This is a genomic window from Clostridium saccharoperbutylacetonicum N1-4(HMT) (assembly GCF_000340885.1).
Lineage (GTDB): Bacteria > Bacillota > Clostridia > Clostridiales > Clostridiaceae > Clostridium > Clostridium saccharoperbutylacetonicum.
Genome location: NC_020291.1, coordinates 4,026,821 through 4,042,133 on the forward strand (window position 1 = coordinate 4,026,821; position 15,313 = coordinate 4,042,133).

At 29.3% G+C, this 15,313-nt stretch carries 14 protein-coding genes; 2 read left to right on the forward strand and 12 right to left on the reverse strand.

What is annotated here, in order from left to right:
* Window positions 1-244 precede the first annotated feature (244 nt).
* Complete coding sequence (locus CSPA_RS18075) at window positions 245-1,294, reverse strand: phage replisome organizer N-terminal domain-containing protein (protein WP_015393799.1); 1,050 nt, start codon at window positions 1,292-1,294, stop codon at window positions 245-247.
* Between the two features lie 239 nt (window positions 1,295-1,533).
* Window positions 1,534-1,644, reverse strand: coding sequence for a helix-turn-helix domain-containing protein (locus CSPA_RS29245; RefSeq protein WP_144053538.1), 111 nt, complete (start codon window positions 1,642-1,644; stop codon window positions 1,534-1,536).
* 245 nt (window positions 1,645-1,889) lie between these two features.
* Between CSPA_RS29245 and CSPA_RS18080 the strand changes: the two genes are divergently transcribed.
* Window positions 1,890-2,099 (forward strand): hypothetical protein, encoded by a 210-nt coding sequence (locus CSPA_RS18080; RefSeq protein WP_015393800.1) that lies wholly within the window; start codon window positions 1,890-1,892, stop codon window positions 2,097-2,099.
* 208 nt (window positions 2,100-2,307) lie between these two features.
* Here CSPA_RS18080 and CSPA_RS18085 read toward each other — a convergent pair whose 3' ends face one another.
* The 5 genes from CSPA_RS18085 to CSPA_RS18105 form a co-directional block, all read right to left on the reverse strand.
* A complete protein-coding gene (locus CSPA_RS18085) occupies window positions 2,308-2,844 on the reverse strand; it encodes a hypothetical protein (protein WP_015393801.1) in 537 nt (178 codons plus the stop codon).
* 335 nt (window positions 2,845-3,179) lie between these two features.
* Window positions 3,180-3,779 (reverse strand): nitroreductase family protein, encoded by a 600-nt coding sequence (locus tag CSPA_RS18090; protein ID WP_015393802.1) that lies wholly within the window; start codon window positions 3,777-3,779, stop codon window positions 3,180-3,182.
* A gap of 72 nt (window positions 3,780-3,851) precedes the next feature.
* Window positions 3,852-4,553: a pirin family protein gene (locus CSPA_RS18095; RefSeq protein WP_015393803.1), complete on the reverse strand. Its 702-nt coding sequence runs from the start codon at window positions 4,551-4,553 to the stop codon at window positions 3,852-3,854.
* Between the two features lie 741 nt (window positions 4,554-5,294).
* Window positions 5,295-5,990, reverse strand: a complete 696-nt coding sequence (locus CSPA_RS18100; RefSeq protein WP_015393804.1) for an MBL fold metallo-hydrolase — start codon at window positions 5,988-5,990, stop codon at window positions 5,295-5,297.
* A gap of 705 nt (window positions 5,991-6,695) precedes the next feature.
* Window positions 6,696-7,280, reverse strand: a complete 585-nt coding sequence (locus CSPA_RS18105) for a TetR/AcrR family transcriptional regulator (RefSeq protein WP_015393805.1) — start codon at window positions 7,278-7,280, stop codon at window positions 6,696-6,698.
* 268 nt (window positions 7,281-7,548) lie between these two features.
* Here CSPA_RS18105 and CSPA_RS18110 point away from each other — a divergent pair, with 268 nt between their 5' ends.
* On the forward strand, window positions 7,549-7,776 hold the full coding sequence (locus CSPA_RS18110; protein ID WP_015393806.1) for a hypothetical protein: 228 nt from the start codon (window positions 7,549-7,551) through the stop codon (window positions 7,774-7,776).
* A gap of 282 nt (window positions 7,777-8,058) precedes the next feature.
* Here the strand turns inward: CSPA_RS18110 and CSPA_RS18115 are convergent, their stop codons facing one another.
* The 5 genes from CSPA_RS18115 to CSPA_RS18135 form a co-directional block, all read right to left on the reverse strand.
* On the reverse strand, window positions 8,059-9,243 hold the full coding sequence (locus CSPA_RS18115; RefSeq protein ID WP_015393807.1) for an NAD(P)-dependent malic enzyme: 1,185 nt from the start codon (window positions 9,241-9,243) through the stop codon (window positions 8,059-8,061).
* Between the two features lie 86 nt (window positions 9,244-9,329).
* Window positions 9,330-10,571, reverse strand: a complete 1,242-nt coding sequence (locus tag CSPA_RS18120; RefSeq protein ID WP_015393808.1) for an NAD(P)-dependent oxidoreductase — start codon at window positions 10,569-10,571, stop codon at window positions 9,330-9,332.
* A gap of 102 nt (window positions 10,572-10,673) precedes the next feature.
* The gene (gene pckA, locus CSPA_RS18125) at window positions 10,674-12,242 is read right to left on the reverse strand and encodes a phosphoenolpyruvate carboxykinase (ATP) (RefSeq protein ID WP_015393809.1); all 1,569 of its coding nucleotides are present in this window, start codon (window positions 12,240-12,242) and stop codon (window positions 10,674-10,676) included.
* Window positions 12,243-12,591: 349 nt separating this feature from the next.
* Window positions 12,592-13,986 carry an aspartate-alanine antiporter-like transporter gene (locus tag CSPA_RS18130; protein ID WP_015393810.1) on the reverse strand — a complete coding sequence of 465 codons (1,395 nt, stop codon included), beginning with the start codon at window positions 13,984-13,986 and terminating at the stop codon, window positions 12,592-12,594.
* A gap of 59 nt (window positions 13,987-14,045) precedes the next feature.
* Window positions 14,046-15,155 (reverse strand): 2-methylaconitate cis-trans isomerase PrpF family protein, encoded by a 1,110-nt coding sequence (locus CSPA_RS18135; RefSeq protein ID WP_015393811.1) that lies wholly within the window; start codon window positions 15,153-15,155, stop codon window positions 14,046-14,048.
* Between the last annotated feature and the right edge of the window lie 158 nt (window positions 15,156-15,313).

Below are 15,313 nucleotides of genomic sequence, written 5' to 3' on the forward strand. Positions count from 1 at the left end.
TACAATTTATCTATTAGTATTATAGCATATTTTGTAAATATTCCCCTATTGAATTTTCAAAGAACATTCCTATACATGCATCTTTGCTCTTGCCACAAAGCTTCTTTGCAGCAATCACAAACACTTAAATCTTTAAAGGCTGAAATAGCTTTTCTATTTTTCTGCATTCACAGCTAACAGCTATTGGCTCTGCATATTCTCCTGTGGTACCAAAACCAAACCGATATCACAACACTTGTCGCATTTATATAAGGTTTTCCTCTGCCCACTTTCGTTGAGCTTCTGTAAGCTTTCGTGGTTCTTTTGGTTTGAATCCTGCAAATATATTTTTATCTGTTGTGTTACTAGTTCCAGTGCTTCTAACCCCATTCTTCTTCACCTCCATATTTTCTTCTGGGTACCCTTCTCTTCTCCAGTTTTTTAATATCCCAATAGCGTACTTTATATCAGGACAATTCTTTTCAAAGCCAACATCCATAGCCATCTTAACCCACTTCACACCATGAATATCAATAGCTGCTCTAAGTGCTACATAGTCACATCCACCAACTTTACCTGTGATTTTCTCATGATATTGTATAAGTTCTAAATCTTTGAGATTAATATTGTCCTCTGAAGATTCACTTTTGGTATTATTATTTTCTAAGAGACTAGACTTACTTACCTCCTCATTGCAAGTTAAACTTTTATTATTTATATCACCCACACTATTTTCATTCTCTATCTCTTTCTTATTCTGTTCCATTACTGTAACGTTACAATTTGAATTTTCAGCATTACATGTAACATTACACTTTTTATCTGAGGAGTCTTTGTTATTATTTTCTATAGTATAATTATTTTTACTTTCCTTGATATCTCCATTAATATCATTAGAAGTGTTTTCACCATTATCATTAGCTGCTTTCTTTTTTGCTCTACATTTTGCAACTCTATTAATATTTAATTGCTTAGCCCTTTCCATTCCCTCAACATTTTGATGCTTTTCCCAATTCTTAATTTTAAAAACTTTATCTTCAGTAAGTTCAATCATTTCTAATTTTCTAAGTATTTTAAATGCATCGTTTACCTCTCCAACACTTCTATTAAATTCTATGGCCAACGTTTTAATTGTGTGTGGCATGTTTTCAGTAATGTACAAATATCCACCAAGATTTATTTTTCCAGCTAAAACAATAGACCTTGCCCAAATATAATAATATAAATCTCTTTTTTCCTCACTATCTATTATCTTAAGTTTAGTATCTTCATACATATCCACTTTAAATTTAACCCACATAACAACATCAGACATAATTATTCCTCTCCCTCACATAAAATATTTCAAATTGCACAAGACCTTCAAAAGATGGAGTAACTCCAATTAATTTGCATGTTAAAACATAATAGTATACATACATTACTAGCAAGACACTTCTTTTTAAATTTAGCTATTATTTTTCATTTATGAAAATTTAAAATTCATTTTCCTTCTTAAATTAATGCAATAATTTTAATTTCCATATATATCTGTTTATGTTCTAATGATATTTTTTAAGCTATTCTATTTTCAATATTGCTAAACTGTACTCTGCTTATGTCAAGTTTTTCAGCAAACTTATATGCTTTAATTCCACGTTCCTCTCTTAACTGTTTCAAATTCACAATCACTTTCTATTTACCTAATTGTAAATTTATTCCATCAAGTTGTAAAGTACTTTTTTAATTTTTTCATTTTAATAATTTTATTTATAATTTTGAAATTTTCATATTCTCTAGTCTACGTATTATAAAAGCCGATCTAACTAATAGCAGTTTTACAAATACATAAAATAATATTTACATAAATGTTTTCTAATACTTATTAATCTATTAATTAATAGACATAATAAACAAGGGGGGATTATCTCATGGCCGTAAAAACTAACTTCAGTTCTAATGGAAAAGAATATTACAGAATAACTTGCGATGTAGGAATAGATGTCAATGGAAAAAGATTTAGAAAGCAACTCGTTGGCAAAAATAAAAAGGAAGCTGATAAAAAGAAGCAAGATTATTTAAATAGATCCAGCATGGGACTACAAGATAAAACACTTTGGTTTTCTCAATCTATATATTAACTCCATGTCTATTGATCCTTTCACTTATATGAACAAAATAGTTATTTAATAAACAACTTTTAAGCTTATTATATTTTATAAATATATGTATCAAATCATTTTGATTCATAATATTTTCTTAACATAATTTAATCATTTGACAAAATTTGTTCTTCCATTTTATAAATTAAAGTCACTAAATCCTACTTCAAATTGTTCTTTAAGTCTACTATGATACTACAAAATATGTATCAACGTATGATACCATTTGGTCTCCTAAAGTAAGATAATAATATACAGGTATTAAGTAATTTGAATAAAATAGTTTTTTCGATTCAGCCTTACTATTTTCCAAAGCTGTTATCAAGCTCTGTTGATTCCTTATGCTTATAATATAACTTTCAGCTACAAATGAAATCTCTTCTGAAAAATATATATCTGGAAAAGAATCGTTATATGTATTTTTATGATTTTCTAAGTTTGTTCTAATAATATTTAATTGTTGAATGTAATTTTCTAAATTTTTATATGTATTTTTTAGTTGTTCTTCTGTTGAACTCTCAGCTATTTCTATAACAGTTAAATTTGCTCTTATTTTTTTCATTTGTTGTAAGTTTTGAATAATATCTTCTTTACCTTTTAAATCCTCAACTTTTGGACCATATGGTGCATTTTGCCTTGTTGCTGGCTGTGCATAGGTTATATTAGTTAGAGTTAATGATATAAGTATCACGAACATTATTACACGTTTTATTTTTCTCTTCATTACTATTCAACTCCTTTTCCGTTGATTATTGTCAATTAAATCTGAAAAGATATACATATACTCTATATATCTTTTGTTATTTGCACAAATTATTCTCTATAAAAATTAACGTAAAACTTCCTAAATTTTAATTTATGAGAAAAAATTAAGACTAATATAAGAAAACAAATAAATTTCCTATATTAGTCTTTAATAAATTATTATTAAAATTACAAGGCAAACTAAGTTAAATATTTAGTTAAATGTATTTTTTATCTTTGAAATTATTGATTTTATCATCTTTTAATTCCTCAACTATTTATAATTATCATTTGTTTTTAATTCTAACCTTTAGCTTATTTAAATACTTTTATACGTTCTTCTACTGGTTGGAATTTCTTTTCATCCGGCTCTGCTGTAGGCTTTCCAAATGGCATTTGCCCAATTAGCTTCCAGTTGTCAGGTATACTCCATTCTTTCTTCACATCATTTTCAATAAGCTCATTATAATGTTGCAAGGATGCTCCAAATCCTTCAATTTCAAGTGCTGTCCAAATAACAAATTGATGCATTCCACTTGCTTGCTGAGACCAGATTGGAAAATTATCTTTATACAAAGCAAAGTTTTGTTGAAGTGACTCTATTACACTACTGTCTTCAAAGAATAAAACTGTACCATACCCATTTTTAAATGAATCTATTTTTTCTTCAGTAGAACTGAATTGATCAGCTGGTACAATTTTTCTTAAAGATTCTTTTGTAATATTCCACAAATTATCATGCTGATCTCCAAGCAAGAGAACCGCTCTTGCACTTTGTGAATTGAATGCTGATGGAGTATGCTTAACCGCATGCTCTATAATCTCTTTTATTCTCTCATCTGAAACTACTGTTTCCTTACTAATTCCATAATATGAACGTCTATCTGCTACTGCAGTTAAAAAATCTTTTGACATTAATCATTCCTCCTAGTTATCTAAAATATTTTTTTATTATTTCTCTTATAAATAAAATCTACTAATTTAATATTAGTTTTCTTTACTCATTTCTAAAATTAAAATGTGGGAGTTTTCTTTAGAATGGATTAGAATATCTTCCTCAACTATTTCCATTCCATCACGATCCTCTAACTCAATACTGTTTATTAAAGCCTTTCCCTCTATTTGAACTAAATATGCCTGTCTTCTTTCATCAACTTGAAAATTTATCTCTTTTCCTTCCTCAAGTTCTAAAGAATAAACATTTATATCCTGATTTATTTTTATTGGTGCATCTCCATCTTTGCTTGAAACCATATGAAGCCATTTGTTTTCTCTTTTATTCCAATCAAATCTATAATCTCCATAGTTAGGTTTATAACCTTGTTTATCAGGGAAAATCCATATCTGTAAAAATCTCAATCTATCTTTTCCTAAATTGTGTTCACTATGATATACCCCAGTTCCAGCACTCATATATTGAACATGACCACGTGTTATTGTATTTTTATTCCCCATACTATCTCCATGTGTTAATTCGCCATCAACTACATATGAGATTATTTCCATGTCTCTATGAGGATGAGTATCAAATCCAGTATTAACTTCAACTAAATCATCATTTATAACTCTTAAAACTCCAAAGTTTATATTATTGGGATTATAATATTCTGCAAAGGAAAAATGAAATTTACTTCTTAACCATCCAAGATCACTCATCCCCATATTTTTATTATCAATCTTTTTTAACATTTTGCACTCCTCCTATTTATTATTAATAACTTAATCAAAATTGTTGAATTGATATATTAAAATCTCAAAACTTACTATTTTCAACAAAAGCACTTAACTATACTTTATTACTTTTAGTAAGTTACTATAAATAAATTATTACATATTTATTTTGATTCGTCAATCATATTTTGAAGTTAAATTTATAAACAGAGGATTTTAACATTAGTTTTGTGCACATCAGATGACTTAAGACTTTATTTTATATATAGATATCCAAATTAATAATTCAACTTATAAATGTAATATACATGCATCATTGAGAAATTATAATCTCAACACTACACTATAAATTAGATACATTTTTCTGGAAGCAGGCATATGAAATTGAGCTGATGATGGTTATTAGTGGAAGGTTGTTCCATTTTCTGCTTGTCATAAATTTACTTTAGGAACATGCAGAAATGGGGGCAACCTTCCACTTAGAACCCATCCAGCGAAAATTTCACTAGTCCTGTGGAAGATAAATGTATCTGATTTCGGTAATTGTTGCATAAGTATAATTCTTGCATTGTACTTTCAAGTTACATTTTGATATTGACATTTACAGCACCATTTTTGCATGTAAAAAAATAAAGAACCTTCTATGTCTAATAAACAGAAGATTCTTTATACGTTACGTATTATCATAAATGTTCTTTATTTTATTCAGTTGTAAGATTATTTAAATATTTTTCACAGTTATAGTTATTATATTAATTATCAATATGAAATTATCCTCTCACGATATATTTCAGAACAATTCATTGCCTTTAACATATTTATTACTGAATTATCATTCCAAAAATGCATTGGATAAACTTTATCTGTATTAGTATTTTTCATAAAATAATCAAAACCTAAGTTAAACCATTCTCCTTGTCTAGGATCTAAAACTAGGAAAGCAGCGTCAAAATGTCTATTTTTTATTTTTGCTATTTCTCTCTCAAAATCTTGCAGCATATTATCATTAAAATCTTCATCCTTGTAATTCCATACCCATAAATTTAGATCACCAGCATGATAAATTGTCTTACCATCTACTGTAACAATAAATGCTACTCCTTCATCTGTTGAATTTAAAGTTTCGATTTTTAAATCTATGGTTTCAAGAACATCATTACTTCTCATGAATTCAATCTTTTCATAAATATCATCAGTAACCCCATGCATATTAAATAAACTCCGTCCAAAAGCAATCTTAATATCACTTGAAAAAACATACTTAATATTTGGATATTCTTTTAATAGTTCAAAAATTGACATATTAAAATGATCATGATGCATATGACTTGAAAACACATAAATTATTTTGTCTTTTTCAAACTCAGGAAGCTGTCCTTTATAATAATCAAACAATAGAACCACATTTTCAAATTCGACTGAAAAACAACTATGCTCAATATAAGTAATCTTCATCAATATCATCCTTTCTATTTTGCTTAATAGCTTGCAAATACTAATTTTTTTGTATTGCTATTTTCTAACAAGTAGTTTTTTCTATATAATTTCTCTCTTATAAGAGTTAATTCTTACATTTATTTAAATCCACATTTCCATCATTACTGTATATTTATAATATCACATCACTATATGCTCGCACAAGATTTTTAAAATTATTTTTGCAATTTTTCAAACAATTTCATTCATTTATTCTTAATTTATTCATTTTTATAAATACTTATCTGAAAATACTGCAGTTTATAGTGTATTCTCTTGCACTATTGGTTGTGTTTTTATTTTTCATTTACACTAACTCCATTTATTTTTTAGATATTTATACACGCAATTACATAATTATTATTATTTTCTTTTTTAATTATAAAATAATTTAAAATCATCTCACTTTTAAGAAATAATAAAAGAAGTAAAAATCAATTAAAATTGATTCTTACTTCTTTTATTACAGATTATTCATGAATAATTAAATATAGCACCACGCAAAGTACTGCTGAAGCACTACCTTTAGCAAATGTAAACAATTCACTTAGAGAAACTAAGCAAAAAATTAAACAATACCTTAACTCTATTAATTTTTAGGCTTAAAAGACTATTAGAAAATGATAGTCCAATACAGACAGTTTATTAGAAAAATCATTAAATTTTTATAATGAAAATTCAACTTCAAATATTAGAATTATTTTGTATAGATATTGATATATTAAATATAAAATCATCAATCATTACTTTAAAACTTTCCTTTAAATCCACTGGCGTTTGGAAATATCCATGAGAACTCAAGGACACAAACCCATGTAAAAGACTCCTCAAGGCTCTGCTTTTATGAGTTATAAATGCATTATCCTCATTATAAAATTCTAAAATTCTATGTATCATGGTATTAATTTCTTTTGATAAACGCTTTACTTCTTCATTTTCAGTACTTGGAATGTTCATATAAAGTCTATACCCACTCTTATTTTTAATAGCAAATTCTCTATATACATCTGAAAACTCTCTAATAGCGTTATCACCACTTTTTCCTATTAATCTTTTCATTAACTCTGAATTTAAATTATCTAAAAAGTATATTGTCATTTTTATTTTAAGGTCCTCTATATTTTCGTAATGATTATATAATGATGGATATTTTATATTAAGTTTTTCTGCAATTTTTGGAAAACTAATCTGGTTAAGCCCAATTTCATCAGCTAACAAAAAAGTAGTTTGAATAATTTTTTCCTTTGTTAAATTTCGCTTTTGAATCATTTTAACCTCCATTTCGCCGCAACTTTCACGCCGACACACCACATAATCTTAGTTTATCATGACAAATTATATTTATCAAACAACAAAAAATAGTAATAAACTATAATATATAGTTTACATTTTATACTTTATAGTTTATTATTATATTACAGAATATTCACAATCTGGTTAATAAAGCGCAATTAACCTAATAATATAAAAATTTAGTTTAAACTATTGAATATTGGAAAATAAAAATTAACATAAAAATCAAGGGGGAATTTATATTATGAGCTATAAAAATAATGAAAATGACTATAGTACACGCAACGCAAAATGTGCAGGTTTTGGATTTTGTGCATGTTGCAATGAATCTGTATGCATAACAAATAACGAACTCAATAATTCTGTAGAAACTTTTGATTGTATTATAAATGAAAAAGTTAAAACTATTCAAAGTAAAAAAGATAAAACCACTTACACTAAAGATGAGGTAATTCAAATATTAAAATCCTAACAAATTACTGTACTTCTTTACTTGATATAGTATAGTTATTTATTTAAGAGTCAAAAGAGCATAGAAATCCTACTCCAAAAGATAGATTTTTTTGCTCTTTTACAAATAGCATTTCTGATTATTTATATATATGTTATTTATAGCAAGTACCCTCAATATTTCAAATGCAAGAAACTAGCTACTGCAGACGTATTGAATCTGCAACAGCTTTTCTGGATTAACTTTTTCACTAATATATAAAGCTTTTTTTATAGCAACAATTCAGCCTTATCTTAATACAGATTATTTCCAATCTATAGCTGTACCTAACTTTCTTGCTGTTTCAGTAACAGCATTGCAAACTGCATCACATACTTCTTCATTAAATACTGTAGGCACTATATATTCTTCATGTAATTCATCATCATTTATTAAATTAGCAATTCCTTTTGCAGCTGCAATTTTCATTTCATCACATATGTCTTTAGCTCTAGACTTTAGAGCTCCTTTGAAAATTCCTGGGAATACCAAAACATTATTAATTTGATTTGGGAAATCAGATCTTCCTGTAGCTATAACCCTAGCTCCTGCTTTTTTTGCCTCATCAGGCATGATTTCTGGAGTTGGATTAGCTAAAGCAAAAACTATGCTATCTTTATTCATGCTCTCTACCATTTCTTTAGTTAATGTATTAGCATCTGAAACACCTATAAAGACATCAGCATTTTTGATAACATCTTCTAATTTCCCTTTTTCTAAACCGCTATTAGTAACCCTTGCAATTTTTTGTTGTGGTTCATTTAATGTTGCATCACCTTCTACAACAACACCATTTATATCACATAATATTATATTTTCTACTCCAGCTGAAATTAAAAGTTTAGCTGTTGCTATACCTGAAGCACCTGCACCATTTATAACAACTTTTATTTTAGCTAAATCTTTGTCTACTATTTTCAATGCATTATATAATCCTGCTAAAACTGCAATAGCTGTTCCATGTTGATCATCATGATACACTGGTATATCAAGTATTTCTTTTAGTCTTTCTTCAATATAAAAACACTCTGGAGCTTTTATGTCTTCAAGATGTATTCCGCCAAAACCTATTGAAATATTTTTTATTGTATTTATTATATCATCTGAATCAGTAGAATCTATACAAATTGGCATTGCATCCACATTTCCAAATCTTTTAAGTAATAATGCCTTACCTTCAACTACTGGAAGTCCTGCAAGTGATCCAATATTTCCAAGACCTAGTACTGCTGTTCCATTTGTTATTACAGCAACACTTCTTCCTTTTATAGTATACTCATATGCATTTTCTTTATCTTTAGCGATTTCTAAACATGGTCCTGCTATACCTGGAGTATAGGCTAATGCTAAATCCTCACCATTTCTTAATGGCATAGTTCCTACTACTTCAAGTTTACCTTTTTTCTCTTTATGTAATCTTAACGATTCTTCTTTTACATTTATACCCATATGCCAATTGAACTATTACTTTGTAATAGTTCAATTTCACCTCCCCTTCACAATTAATTTAAATTATTGCAAACCGTATTTTATATCTACTCTTCTAGTGAACAAACATACTCATCAATAGCCTGTGCTACCATTTTAGATACTCTTACAGCTTCAACTACTGTTTTTGCACCAGTTACTACATCTCCTGATGCAAATACTCCTATTCTACTAGTTCTTCCAAATTGATCAACCTCTACTAACCCAACTCCATTAACATTTATTCCTATAGTGTTGGAAACAATGTTTGAACGGGGTCCTTGTCCAATTGCCAAAATTACTGAATCCGCTTTAAAAATAGCCTCTGTAGATTCACAGTATTCAATTTTTTTACTTCCATCAGTGCATTCTATAATTTTAGTTTGCACATATTTAATACCTTCATCAACTATTTCAATTGGGGCTTTATAAAATTCAAACTTAACACCGTCAATTTTAGCGTATTCCACTTCAATTGGTTCTGCTTCAATGCTTTCAGGCCCTTCTCTATACATTATATTAACATCTGTGCAGCCATTTCTCAGAGCTGTTCTTGCAACATCCATTGCTACATTGCCTGCACCTACTATACATAATCTTTTACCTAAGTTATAGACTGATGGATTTTTTAAATAATCTATAGCATAATGAACATGTCCAAAAGTTTCACCTTTTATACCTAAATTTCTAGGTTTCCACACCCCTGTGCCAATAAATATAGCTTCATATCCATCCCTAAATATATCGTCAACAGTTATAGCCGACCCAATTAAAGTATTTGGTCTTATTTTTATTCCCATGCTTAATAATTTATCTTTTAATTTTAATAGAACAGTTTTAGGTAATCTAAATTCTGGAATTCCATACCATAAAACTCCACCAATATTATCAAGTGCTTCAAAAATAGTTATGTCATAACCTTTAGTCGCAAGCATAATAGCTATAGTAATTCCTGCCGGACCTGAGCCTATTATTGCAACTTTCTTGTTAACTTTTTTTATTGTTTTATTAGTATCGAAATTTAAATAATAGTCTGATATATAGTTTTCTATTAAGCTTATTTGAACTGGACTGCCTTTTCTTCCTAAAACACAATGTCCCTCGCACTGATTTTCATGCGGACATACTAGTGAACATATTACTGACAATGGATTATTTTCGAAAAGTTTTTCTCCACAGTCCATAATGTTTCCATTTAAAAGCATTTCTATAATTTCATTAATAGGAGTATTAACTGGGCAGCCTTCTTTACACATTGGCTTCTTACAATTTAAACATCTCTTAGCTTCTTCTATAATAAACCTTCCCATAAATTCTGTTCCTCCAATACCATTGTAAGTATTCCTTATAATTACTATTTTCAACTTTTAGTACAAGGGACTATATAGAATCATCAAGTTACATGCAGATATTTATAGACTTGGTCCTGCATTTGCAATATCATCTGATACATCATTAAATTTCGCAAAATTTTTATTAAATTTTTGTGCTAATTCTTCAGCTTTTTTATCGTACTCTTCTTTATTTTCCCATAAACCTCTCGCATCAAGAAGCTCACCAGGAACATTTGGACACACTTCTGGCACAAGTACCTTAAATACTGGATGTTCATTGAATTTGACATCTTTAAACTTGTCTCCAATTACTGCATTAACCATTTCTCTTGTGTAAGAAAGATTAACTCTATTGCCTTTTCCATATGCTCCACCTACCCAGCCGGTGTTTATAAGGTAAACTTCTGCATTATTTTTATCAACTTTTTCACCTAATAATTTTGCATAAACTGCTGGATTTAAAAGCATAAATGGTTCTCCAAAACAAGCTGAGAATGTAGCTTTAGGTTCTGTTATTCCTCTTTCTGTTCCAGCTACCTTACTTGTATAACCAGACATAAAATGATACATAGCAGCCTCTTTAGTTAATTTACTTATTGGAGGCATTACTCCAAATGCATCTGCTGTTAAGAATATAATTTTATCAGGAGTGTTTCCAACACCACTAACTTCAATATTTTCTATATGATGTAATGGATACGCTGCTCTAGTATTTTCAGTAAGTGTACCATCATTGTAATCTGGAACTCCATTTTCATTTACCACTACATTTTCAAGTAAAGCTCCTGATTTTATTGCACCATATATTTCTTTTTCCTTTTCTTTATTAAGGCCTATTGCCTTAGCATAACAGCCGCCTTCAAAATTGAATACGCCTTTATCGCACCAGCCATGCTCATCATCTCCTATAAGTTTTCTATTAGGATCTGTAGATAGTGTTGTTTTTCCTGTACCTGATAATCCAAAGAAAATGACAGTTTGTCCGTCTTCTCCTTTATTTGCTGAACAGTGCATTGGTAATACACCTTTTTGAGGAAGTAAGAAATTCATTACTGAAAACATAGATTTTTTTATTTCTCCTGAATAAGCTGTTCCACCTATAAGAATTATCTTCTTTGAAAAATTCATTAATACAAATGCTTCCGAATTCAACCCATCTTCAATTCCCTTAGCCTTAAAACCTGGAGCTGAAATCACGTTAAACTCTGGAATATGCTTAGAAAGTTCCTCATCAGTTGGTCTAACAAACATTTGATTTGAAAACATAGCTTGGTAAGCACATTCACATACAACTCTTATTGGAAGGGTATATTCCTTTAAAGCACCCACAAAACCATCAAATACGAATAGATCTTTTTCCTTTAAATAATCCGTAACATCAGCATAAATTTTATCAAATACTTTTTCATCTATAGGTAAGTTTATTTCTCCCCAATTTATTGTGTCTTTTGTAACATCATCTTCTACAATAAATCTGTCTTTTGGAGATCTTCCTGTGTATTTTCCTGTATTTACAACTAAGGCTCCTTTATCCGATAAGGTACCTTCTCTCCTTTCAGTTGCAAACTTTGTTAGTTCTTCTACACTAATATTTCTATATAAGTTATTATATTGTTTTATATTTAGATAATTTAAATTTATACTCATCTTTGAATCTTCTCCTTAATATTTTAATATATTTTAATTCCTATGAAATTTTCTTCTCTTAATTTTCTATTAAAGTCCTTTTCATATGATTATAATTTTCTAATTCAATGTTCCTATTATTTTTATAAATTTTCTTTATTTAATCTTTTTTAAATACTCTTCCAAATCACATACTTTGTTACACCTTTAGCAATGATAATTAAGAGAGATTTAGTACATTTTATATTGAATTTACATTATAAAATTATTTTATGGTAATAAATCTCTCTTATTTTTACTTGTTTATTCTACTAATTAATCACTATCACATTAATCATCCTTGGTAAAATACATCGATTTTATTCTTATGTTAAATTATAAATAGTTTGTGTAATATCATTAATAACACTACTTTGTATATTAATGCGAAAGGATACGTTGCTCCATAACCTATTGCTGGGTAATCACTTCCTACCGCATCAGTAGCTGCTCCAAGTCCTGGTGTTGATGTCATACCACCACAAATTGCTCCTGCTAACACCATCCAGTTTAATTTGAATACATATCTTCCTACAATGAATCCCATTAAGATTGATACTACAACAACTACTAATCCCATCATAGCTACTGCTGCACCTGAACCTCCAAATACACTAACTGCATCGTAACCATACATTAAACCAACTGTAGATAAGAAGAATCCTAATCCTATTTGTCTTACTACACCTAATGTTTTGCTATCCATTCTAAAGTTAAGTGGTCCAATTTTTCCAAAGTGGCTGCAAGTAAGTGCTGCTACTAATACACCACCAGATGTTCCTAAACTAAATTCACCTGCTCCTAGGCTAAACTTGAAACTTCCTAAGAAATATCCAAGGAAACATACAAAGGCAAAAGCTATAAGATTAAATTTACCTTCTTTAATATTTTCTGATTTTTCACTAGTTACAGCTGCTTCTTTCATTCCTTCTGCTTCTTTTTGCATTCCTGCAGCAAATTCTTCTCTTTCCTTATCTACATCAATTCTGAAAAGTTTAGGTAAGAAAACTACTGAAAGAATAATTGTTAATAATCCAAATGGAAACGCTAATGTGTGTCCTAAACTTACATCACTTTGTGCTGTCTTAATAAACTTATCTATTTGTTCCTTACTTAATTCAGGTGTATTTTCTGGCGTTAATGCACCTGATTTATCAACCATTTTTAATACTTTAGTCTTATCTTCATTAGATAATTGTTGGTATCTTGCTTCTACACTATCAGCTTGATTTTTTACTGTTTCAAGAGAAGCAGCTAATCCTGGTGAACTTGTAAGCGCACCTGTATATATACCTGATACTTGGTAAGCACTATATTTATCACTTGATACAATAAATCCATATGTTGCTGCTACTCCAGTAAATGTAATAACAAAACCTATTATAAGGAATTTCAATCCATATTTTTTCAAGGCTCTTGCTATGTCTTTTCCCGTCAAAAGTCCAACTGCTGTGATAAATAGAATTAAGAAGAAATCAAAGAAATCTTTAGAAATAATTCCACCAGTCACAACTTTCTGTGCTGTCTTATATAACGCATCTCCTTCTCCTATACCTCTTGCAAAAGCAACTGCTGCCCAACCTAGTAAAAGTCCTGAAAATAAAGTTCCTGAAAGTCCAAACGAGAATTTTCCAATTTTTATTTTTCCAAACGCTAATCCTAAAAATGCTGCTGCAAATAATAATACAAATTGATTTAACGTAAAAGCTCCAATATTAAAATGCATAATAATGTTCCCCTTTCAAATTTAGAAATTTATCATATTTTTTCTTTTGTAATAAACTTTTAATAATTTCCTCTTGTATAGACATGACCATCCATTATTCTACGTGCAGTTCTAAGAATTTTTACAGATTCAATTTTTTCCCCATTAGATTGAGCAATTGTATCTGTAACACCGCCTGGATGACCAATTGTAATTTTATCACTACTGTTTTGCACTAACTTATTAACTAGAGTTCCTTCAATACTAGCAGCTGCTGTTATACATACCGCACCTGTTATTGCAAGCGCCTTATGTGGTTTTTGCATTGACATCATTCTAACAACTAAATCCATATCTTCTTCTTTTCTTTCATTTCCACTTAAGTCTACATAATCAGCTGATGCTGATACAATTGTTGACTTTGGCACAGCTGGCGATTTTTTTGTTGCTTCTTCTTTACTGGCAAATCCACACATTTCAGCTGCTATAGAGCGTATTTCTTCTATTAGCTTTAACTTTTCATCTGTAAAGTCTTCTGGTAATTCAGTACCTTTTAATCCAATATCTCCAGCATTAATAAAAACTAGAGGATTAGCTGCATCAACAATTGAAATGCTTATTTTACCTATTGAAGTTTCAATGAAATCAATTACATTGCCTGTAGGTAAAAGCTTCCCTGTAACAGATCCCTCAGGATTGCAAAATCCTAGATATATTGGTGAACCTGGATTAGGTACCCCTGGAATATAGGCTTCACCTTCAGTTTTTGCACACCCGTTTTCTACTTCTACTTCTGCAACTATTAATTTATTTGTGTTTGTATTTAATATTCTTACCGCTACCTTTTCGCCTGTAACTTCCACTAATCCTTCATCTATTGCAAATGGACCTACTACTGACGAAATATTCCCACAATTTCCTTTAAAATCAACTACTCTATCAGTTAAACTAACTTGAGCAAAAGTATATTCCACATCATACTCTTTGCTTTCTGCTTTTTTTATTATAGCAACTTTACTTGTTAATGAGTTAGCTCCACCTAGACCATCGATTTGTCTTGCATCAGGACTTCCCATTACATCTAAAAGGAAATCTGACCATTTAGTCTTATCCTTTGGCATATCATCATAATGAAATACTGCCGCTTTACTTGTACCTCCGCGCATTATAGCACATTTTACTTTATTCATTTTCAACTCTCCCTTAAAATATCGCTTCCTGTTAATATCTTGCGTAAATTTTCAATAAATAGTAAAATCATATTTAGATAATTTTTTATCACTTATTCTTTGAGATGTCATTGAATCACACCACATAATTCTAATGGCATCCCAAAGAATTTTTATAA

Bases quoted from the DNA above. Each gene is read 5' to 3' on its own strand.
- CSPA_RS18075 (WP_015393799.1), bottom strand. From the start codon at position 1,294: ATGTCTGATGTTGTTATGTGGGTTAAATTTAAAGTGGATATGTATGAA.
- CSPA_RS18080 (WP_015393800.1), top strand. From the start codon at position 1,890: ATGGCCGTAAAAACTAACTTCAGTTCTAATGGAAAAGAATATTACAGA.
- CSPA_RS18085 (WP_015393801.1), bottom strand. From the start codon at position 2,844: ATGAAGAGAAAAATAAAACGTGTAATAATGTTCGTGATACTTATATCA.
- CSPA_RS18090 (WP_015393802.1), bottom strand. From the start codon at position 3,779: ATGTCAAAAGATTTTTTAACTGCAGTAGCAGATAGACGTTCATATTAT.
- CSPA_RS18095 (WP_015393803.1), bottom strand. From the start codon at position 4,553: ATGTTAAAAAAGATTGATAATAAAAATATGGGGATGAGTGATCTTGGA.
- CSPA_RS18100 (WP_015393804.1), bottom strand. From the start codon at position 5,990: ATGAAGATTACTTATATTGAGCATAGTTGTTTTTCAGTCGAATTTGAA.
- CSPA_RS18105 (WP_015393805.1), bottom strand. From the start codon at position 7,280: ATGATTCAAAAGCGAAATTTAACAAAGGAAAAAATTATTCAAACTACT.
- CSPA_RS18110 (WP_015393806.1), top strand. From the start codon at position 7,549: ATGAGCTATAAAAATAATGAAAATGACTATAGTACACGCAACGCAAAA.
- CSPA_RS18115 (WP_015393807.1), bottom strand. From the start codon at position 9,243: ATGGGTATAAATGTAAAAGAAGAATCGTTAAGATTACATAAAGAGAAA.
- CSPA_RS18120 (WP_015393808.1), bottom strand. From the start codon at position 10,571: ATGGGAAGGTTTATTATAGAAGAAGCTAAGAGATGTTTAAATTGTAAG.
- pckA (WP_015393809.1), bottom strand. From the start codon at position 12,242: ATGAGTATAAATTTAAATTATCTAAATATAAAACAATATAATAACTTA.
- CSPA_RS18130 (WP_015393810.1), bottom strand. From the start codon at position 13,986: ATGCATTTTAATATTGGAGCTTTTACGTTAAATCAATTTGTATTATTA.
- CSPA_RS18135 (WP_015393811.1), bottom strand. From the start codon at position 15,155: ATGAATAAAGTAAAATGTGCTATAATGCGCGGAGGTACAAGTAAAGCG.